Origin of the sequence: Microbacterium sp. HMWF026 (genome assembly GCF_003061325.1) — a bacterium.
Classification (GTDB): Bacteria; Actinomycetota; Actinomycetes; order Actinomycetales; family Microbacteriaceae; genus Microbacterium; species Microbacterium testaceum_E.
This window is the reverse complement of the sequence record NZ_QAJB01000384.1, coordinates 1-6,645: the sequence shown is the minus strand read 5'-3', so window position 1 is coordinate 6,645 and position 6,645 is coordinate 1. Positions and strand designations below refer to the sequence as shown.

Sequence of the window (6,645 nt, the reverse complement as noted above, 5' to 3'; positions counted from 1 at the left end):
GCCCTGCCCCTTGCGCGCCAGATCGACGCGGCGGAAGCCGTCGTGGGCGACGGGTCGACGCCCGTCGCCGTGCGCCCCGCCCCCGAGGCCGGGGCGACGACGCGCGTGATGTTCGCCGACGAGACGCTGCCCGAGAGCACGACGCGGGCCATCTTCGTCGACCCCGCCACCGCCGAGATCCGCGGTGATCTGCCCGCCTACGGCACGAGCGGCGCGCTGCCGCTGCGGCACTGGATCAGTGACCTGCACCGGTCGTTGCACCTGGGCGACGTGGGGCGCTGGTACAGCGAGCTCGCGGCATCCTGGCTCGGGATCGTCGCCCTCGCGGGTCTCGGACTCTGGATCGGACGCTTCGTGCGCTCGCGCCGGGGACGCCGCGACCTGCTGCGCCCCAACCCGCGTCACACCGGCTACCGGCGACTGTCGGGATGGCACGCCTCGGTGGGGATCTGGGTCGTGCTGGGCGCGGTGTTCCTCTCGGCGACGGGCATCACGTGGTCGACCTTCGCGGGGGCGCACGTGAGCGACCTCCGCGCCGCGGTCGGCGAGGGCACTCCCGCACTGACGACCTCGCTCGACGGCGGGGCGGCGGCGGGCGAGCACGCCGGTCATGCCGGGCACGGGGGTTCCGCTCCCTCCGCCGGGCAGACCGACCCGGCGACCTTCGACGCCGTCCTCGCCCTCGCCCGGCAGGTGAACGTCGACAGCGGAGACGTCGAGATCAAACCCCCGGCCGCCGCCGGCAAGGCGTGGGTGGTGCAGGAGATCCACCGCAGCTTCCCGACCGAGGTGGATGCCGTCGCGATCGACGGATCGCGCATGCAGGTGACCGATCGGATCGACTTCGCCGACTTCCCGCTGCTGGCCAAGCTCTCGCGCTGGGGAGTCGATCTGCACATGGGCACGATGTTCGGTCTGGCGAACCAGCTCGTGCTTCTCGCCCTGGCGCTGGGTATCGCCGCCCTCGTCGCCCTGGGCTACGCGATGTGGTGGAAGCGCCGGCCGACGCGCGGTCTCGCCGCTGCCCCCGCCCGTGCGCTCGGCGGGGCGCCCTGGTGGGGGATCGCGGCGGTTCTCGCCGTCGCGATCGCGATCGGGCTGTTCCTGCCCCTGGTGGGTTACACGCTCGCCGCGTTCGTGGTGATCGACGTGCTGCTCGGCTGGCGCGCGCGGCGCGCCGTCGCGAGGCCCTGAGAACCGAGGCGGCAGTGCGCGGACACGGCCATTCGGTCGACGTCCGCGGAATGCCGCCTCTTCGGTCGCGCAGGCGACGGCGCGCACCTCCGCCGTGAGAGGGAGGTGCGCGCCGTCGCGCGCTCGTAGCGTGGGAGGTCCCCACCGGAAGGACTCCCGTGACTCTCGCCCGTCGCCTCACCGCCCTCGTCTCGCTCGTCACCGTCGCCGCCCTCACCGCCTGCGCGAGCGCGAAGCCCGCTCCGAGCGGCAGTCCCGCGGCATCCGTCGACATCCCGGCCACCCCGGTGGGAGAGCGCATGACGTGGATCATCGACGTGTTCGAGGCCGAGGACGACACCACCCCCGGTGCGTGGACCCGCGTGCTGGACGAGAACTTCCAGAAGCAGGTGCCGGCCGAGCAGGTGTCCGAGATGGTGAACCGGCAGATCCGACCGGCCGCGCCCTTCACCGTGACCGCATACACCGGGACCGAGACGCAGGCCCGCGCGACGCTCGCCGGCGCCCTCGGCGACCCGTTCGACCTCACGCTCGCGATCGACTCCGCGGGGCGTATCACCACCATGCTGCTGGGACCCGTCGCCCCCGTGTGGGAGCCCTCGACCTCGCTCGACGAGGTGCAGCAGCGGCTGCGCGCGCTGCCGGGCCAGGTGAGCGCGCTCGTCCTGCGCGCAGACGAGACGGTGGTCTCGATCGACGCCGAACGCGCCGCGCCCCTGGCATCGGTGTTCAAGCTGTACGTGCTCCTGGCGGTGGCGGATGCCGTGGCATCCGGCGATCTGTCCTGGGACGACACGCTCGTCCTCGTCGACGCCGACCGCAGCCTGCCCTCGGGCGAGCTGCAGGACGCTCCCACCGGCACCGAGGTGTCGGTGCGCGAGGCGGCCTCGGCGATGATCCGCATCAGCGACAACACCGCCACCGACCTGCTGATCGGCCGGCTCGGACGCGAGCGCGTCGAGGCGGCGGTGGCACGCAGCGGTCACGCCGATCCCGCCGCGCTGCGGCCGTTCGTGTCGACCAAGGAGCTGTTCACGCTCGGCTGGGGCGACCCCGCCGTCCGCGCCGAGTGGGCCGCGGCCGACGAGGCGGGACGGCGTGCGCTCCTGGACCGCATCGACGCCGCTCCGCTCGCCGTCGAGGGCGAGAGGGTCGTCGCTCCCGCGTGGCAGGACGGATTCGATTGGTTCGCCTCGGCGCGGGACGTGGCCGCCGTGCATCGAGCGCTGCAGCAGACGCAGGATGCCGAGGTGCTCGGCATCCTGAGCGAGAACCCCGGGCAGGGGCTCGACGTCGGGACGTGGCCCTACGTCGCGTTCAAGGGCGGGTCGAGTCGGGGAGTGCTGACCGGCAGCTGCCTGGTGCGCGACGACGCGGGGGAGGCGACGGGGGTGCTCATGATGGCGGACACGGATGCCACGGCGGTGTCGGGGGCGATGTCGGACTTCTTCCATCTCGCCGAGGATGCACTGCGCCTGGCGCACTGACGGGGCTTTCCCACGGGTGCGGCCGCCGGCGGAGCGCGCGCCCGTCGAAGGACTCGGGCGGGAGGCGCCGTCGACGGAACCTCCCGCTCGAGTCGATCAGGCCTGGTCGGGGTCGGGCAGACGCTGGGCGATCTTGCTCGATGCCGCGGAGTCGCGACCGACGCCGGGCTGGAACGCCGCGATCGGGTCGTCGGCGTCGACGTGCGGCTCGGCGCCGTCGGCGTCGGGCTCGGGCGAGGCGGGGGTCTTCTCGTTCGGGTCCGGCTCGTCGGCCTGCTCGTCCGCGTCGGTGTCCTCGGTGTGACGCGAGGTGGAGCCGACCTCGCCCGTGCCCCGCTCGGTGAGTCCGTCGGCGGCGCGGGTGCCGACCCCGGGCAGGTCGTTCTGGCTCGAGACGCCCTGGATGCGGGCCTCGTCGTCGGGGTCGATGCGCGCCGTGCCCACGGCTCCGGAGTCGGCTCCGGCCGCACCCGCGGGCACGTCGGCGGCGAGGCCTTCGGATTCGGGGATGAGGTTCTCTTCGTCGGCTCCGGGCAGACGGTCGGCGGGGATGTCCATGGTGATCCTTCCGTGGGTGTGCCGCCACGCTAGGTCGTCGCCCGGCGGGCGGGGGCGGGGTTGCGCGACGCCGGGTCGCGGCATCCGGCCCGAGAAGACCCCGATGTCGGAGGGGCTGGATAGGCTCGACGAAGCTTCGAAAGGAATTGCAATGCAGCAGCGTCCCCTCTCCCGCACCGGCCGCGAGGTCTCGGCGATCGGTCTCGGCACCTGGCAGCTCGGCGCCGACTGGGGTGATGTCAGCGAGGACGACGCGCGGGCAGTCCTCGCCGCGTCGGCCGACGCCGGCGTCACCCTCTTCGACACCGCCGACGTCTACGGCGACGGGCGGTCCGAGCAGATCATCGGGTCGTTCCTCAAGAGCCGTTCCGGGGCCGACATCACCGTCGCGACCAAGATGGGTCGGCGCGAAGACCAGGTGCCCGAGAACTATGTGATGGAGAACTTCCGCGGCTGGCTCGACCGGTCGCGGCGCCTGCTCGACACCGAGACCCTCGACCTGGTGCAACTGCACTGCCCGCCGTCGGCCGTCATCGACGACGACGCGACCTGGGACGCCCTCGATCAGCTGGTGTCCGAGGGCGTGATCGCCGCGTACGGCGCCTCGGTCGAGACGATGGATCAGGCGCTGTCGGCCCTGCAACGGCCGAACCTGACCAACCTGCAGATCATCTTCAACCCCTTCCGCCTCAAGCCCCTCGACGAGGTGCTGCCCCTCGCCGCGCAGAAGAACGTCGCCGTGTTCGCGCGCGTGCCGCTGGCGAGCGGACTGCTGTCGGGCAAGTACTCCCGCTCGACGACGTTCGCCGAGAACGACCACCGCTCGTACAACCGCAACGGCGAGGCGTTCGACAAGGGCGAGACCTTCTCGGGCGTGCCCTTCGACGAGGGCGTCGCCGCGGCCGACGAGCTCAAGGCATCGCTTCCCGAGGGTGTGACGCTGCCCGCGGCGACCCTCGCGTGGATCGCCTCGCGCGAGGGTGTGACGAGCGTCATCCCCGGCGCGCGGTCGACGCAGCAGGCCACCGCCAACGCTCAGGCCGCCGACCTGCTCGACGGCGGCTTCGATCTCGACGCCTTCGACGCGCTCGTGCGCGACGTGTACGACCGCCGCCTGCGGGCCGAGATCCACCCGCAGTGGTGACAGCTGCTCGGGAGCGGATGCCACGGCATCCGGCGTCCTGAGAACGACGAAGCCGGGCCCCTCGCGGGACCCGGCTTCGTCGTTGCGGAGCGGACGTCAGCTGACGTCGCCGCGCCAGGCACCCGACTCGGCGCCGCGCGACTCGATGTACTCCTTGAAGTTCTCGAGATCCTTCTTGACCGAGTGGTCGTCGGCGCCGAGGACGGCGCCGGCCTTCTCGAGCAGGCCCGTGGGCTCCCAGTCGATCTGCACCGTGACGCGGGTCTCGGCGTCGGACAGGCGGTGGAACGTGACGACACCGGCGTGGTTCTCGTCGCCGCCCACGCTGTTCCACGCGACGCGCTCGTCGGGGTGCTGCTCGGTGATCTCGGCGTCGAACTCGCGCTCCGCGCCGGCGATCTTGACCTTCCAGTGCGTGAGGGTCTCGCTCTTCTGCGTGATCGACTCGACGTAGCTCATGAAGTGCGGGAACTCCTCGAACTGCGTCCACTGGTTGTACGCGACGCGGACGGGAACGTCGACGTCGATGGTTTCGATGACCTGTGCCATGGTGTCCTCTTTCTCGGCGGCCGGCCCCCCGCGGGAGGTGCGGCGCCTGGTGTCGATGTCTTCCGGGGCTGGTCCCAGTCTTCGCGCGGTGCCGGCGACAGGCCCCGGGGGTTGAGCGATCGGCGTTCGTGCCCTATGGGCGCGGAGCCGCCGCGTGCTCTCGACCCCGCCGACCTGGGCTTCCGGCCCGGCGCGCGCCGCGGGCCTGCCGCCCATAAACGCTGTTCGTGCTGAGACACGCGGTGTCGGAGCGTTTATCAGCACGGCTGGCGTTTATCGCGAGTTGGAGGCGGGTTCTCGGGGGCGGGGTCCCGACGGCGGGCGTCCGCGCGCGCGACGGGGCGCGCCCGCGCGCGGGCGCCGTCAGGCGCGTCCGCGCAGGATCAAGTGCCAATACACCCACGGCAGCACGCGCCGATCCGCGATCCAGGTCGACCGGCGCTCGCGGTACAGCGACCGCCAGAACGGGATCGTGGGCTGCAGCCGCCCTCGCCGGTCGAACTCCGCGAAGACGACGGTCCCCCGCGACACGGTGAACGGCACGACGCTGTACCCGTTGTACCGCGAGGTCGGCGCGCGACCCGCGAGCACCGCGGTCAGGTTCTTCACCAGCGTCTTGGCCTGCTGTCGGATCGCCCCGCCCGAGGGGCGCGTGGCCACCCGTGCCGCGTCTCCGACCGCCCAGACCTCCGGGTACCGGACGTGCCGGAGGGTCTCGGGGTCCACGTCGACCAGGCCCTGGGGACCATCGGATGCCGCGAGCCCGCTGCCCGCGATCCACTCGGGCGCCCGCTGCGGCGGCACCGCGTGCAGGACGTCGTACGAGAGGGTCTCGACCGTCTCGCCGTGACCGATCACGAGGGTGCGGGTCGCGGCATCCACTTCTCGCAGTTCCCGGCTGTACCGCACCTCGATGCCGTACTCGTCGAGCTTGCGCTGCAGTTCGCGGTCGATGGCGGGGATGCCGAACGGCACCGGATCGGGGCACACGAACACGACCCGGATGTCGTCGCGCACGCCGATCGCGCGCCACCAGTCGCACGCGAGGTACATCGGCTTCTGCGCCGCGGCACCGCACGAGGCGGGCTCGGGCGGCTGCGTGAAGACGACCGTCCCCGCGCGCAGGTCGCGCAGGACTGGCGAGGCCTTGGCGGCGAGGATGAAGTCGTAGTTCGACACGCCCTCGGGGGCGGCCATCGCCTCGGTCAGCCCGGGCACCTGCTCCCACGCCATGCGCAACCCCGCGCACACGACCAGCTGGTCGTAATCCACGCGACCGCCCGACACGAGGTGCACGCGCCGGGCCTCGGCATCCACCGTGAAGGCCTCATCGCGCAGCCACCGCACGCCCGGAGGGATGACGTCGGCCTGGGCGCGCACGGCGAGTGACGCCCGGGCGGCACCTCCGGCGATGTGCGACTGCAGCGGCGCGTACGCGTGCTGCTCGCGGGGTTCGATCACGGTGATCTCGCCCGCGCGGGCGCGCTGCAGGCGGCCGGCCACCGACAGCCCGGCATTACCGCCGCCGATGATCACGATGCGCGGGGGCGCGCCGGCATCCGCGGGGGAGGGGGAGTCGACCATGGGGGTTCCTCTCGTCTCCCTCACGGTGCGCCCCGGTCGGTCGTCGCACCAGCGCCTTGACAGCGGCGTCGGCGCACCCGGCTCAGGCGTAGGACTCGGGCGGGACGACGTCGTCGGCGGGCTCGGGCA

At 72.5% G+C, this 6,645-nt stretch carries 6 protein-coding genes; 3 read left to right on the top strand and 3 right to left on the bottom strand.

What is annotated here, in order from left to right:
• A partial coding sequence (locus DBR36_RS14280) for a PepSY domain-containing protein (protein WP_108320436.1) occupies window positions 1-1,194 on the top strand: 1,194 nt, incomplete at its 5' end.
• Between the two features lie 158 nt (window positions 1,195-1,352).
• Complete coding sequence (locus DBR36_RS14275; RefSeq protein ID WP_108320435.1) at window positions 1,353-2,681, top strand: serine hydrolase; 1,329 nt, start codon at window positions 1,353-1,355, stop codon at window positions 2,679-2,681.
• A 96-nt stretch (window positions 2,682-2,777) separates the two neighbouring features.
• Here the strand turns inward: DBR36_RS14275 and DBR36_RS14270 are convergent, their stop codons facing one another.
• The gene (locus DBR36_RS14270; RefSeq protein WP_108320434.1) at window positions 2,778-3,239 is read right to left on the bottom strand and encodes a hypothetical protein; all 462 of its coding nucleotides are present in this window, start codon (window positions 3,237-3,239) and stop codon (window positions 2,778-2,780) included.
• 151 nt (window positions 3,240-3,390) lie between these two features.
• Here DBR36_RS14270 and DBR36_RS14265 point away from each other — a divergent pair, with 151 nt between their 5' ends.
• Entirely contained in the window at window positions 3,391-4,383 is a 993-nt protein-coding gene (locus DBR36_RS14265; protein WP_108320433.1) for an aldo/keto reductase, read from the top strand.
• 96 nt (window positions 4,384-4,479) lie between these two features.
• On the opposite strand, the gene DBR36_RS14260 is transcribed toward DBR36_RS14265, so the two are convergent.
• A complete protein-coding gene (locus tag DBR36_RS14260; RefSeq protein ID WP_108320432.1) occupies window positions 4,480-4,932 on the bottom strand; it encodes an SRPBCC family protein in 453 nt (150 codons plus the stop codon).
• Window positions 4,933-5,295: 363 nt separating this feature from the next.
• Complete coding sequence (locus DBR36_RS14255; protein ID WP_108320431.1) at window positions 5,296-6,516, bottom strand: NAD(P)/FAD-dependent oxidoreductase; 1,221 nt, start codon at window positions 6,514-6,516, stop codon at window positions 5,296-5,298.
• Window positions 6,517-6,645: the final 129 nt, after the last annotated feature.

Excerpts from the sequence above, each read along its gene's own strand:
- DBR36_RS14270 (WP_108320434.1), bottom strand. The coding sequence starts at position 3,239 with ATGGACATCCCCGCCGACCGTCTGCCCGGAGCCGACGAAGAGAACCTC.
- DBR36_RS14255 (WP_108320431.1), bottom strand. The coding sequence starts at position 6,516 with ATGGTCGACTCCCCCTCCCCCGCGGATGCCGGCGCGCCCCCGCGCATC.
- DBR36_RS14260 (WP_108320432.1), bottom strand. The coding sequence starts at position 4,932 with ATGGCACAGGTCATCGAAACCATCGACGTCGACGTTCCCGTCCGCGTC.
- DBR36_RS14265 (WP_108320433.1), top strand. The coding sequence starts at position 3,391 with ATGCAGCAGCGTCCCCTCTCCCGCACCGGCCGCGAGGTCTCGGCGATC.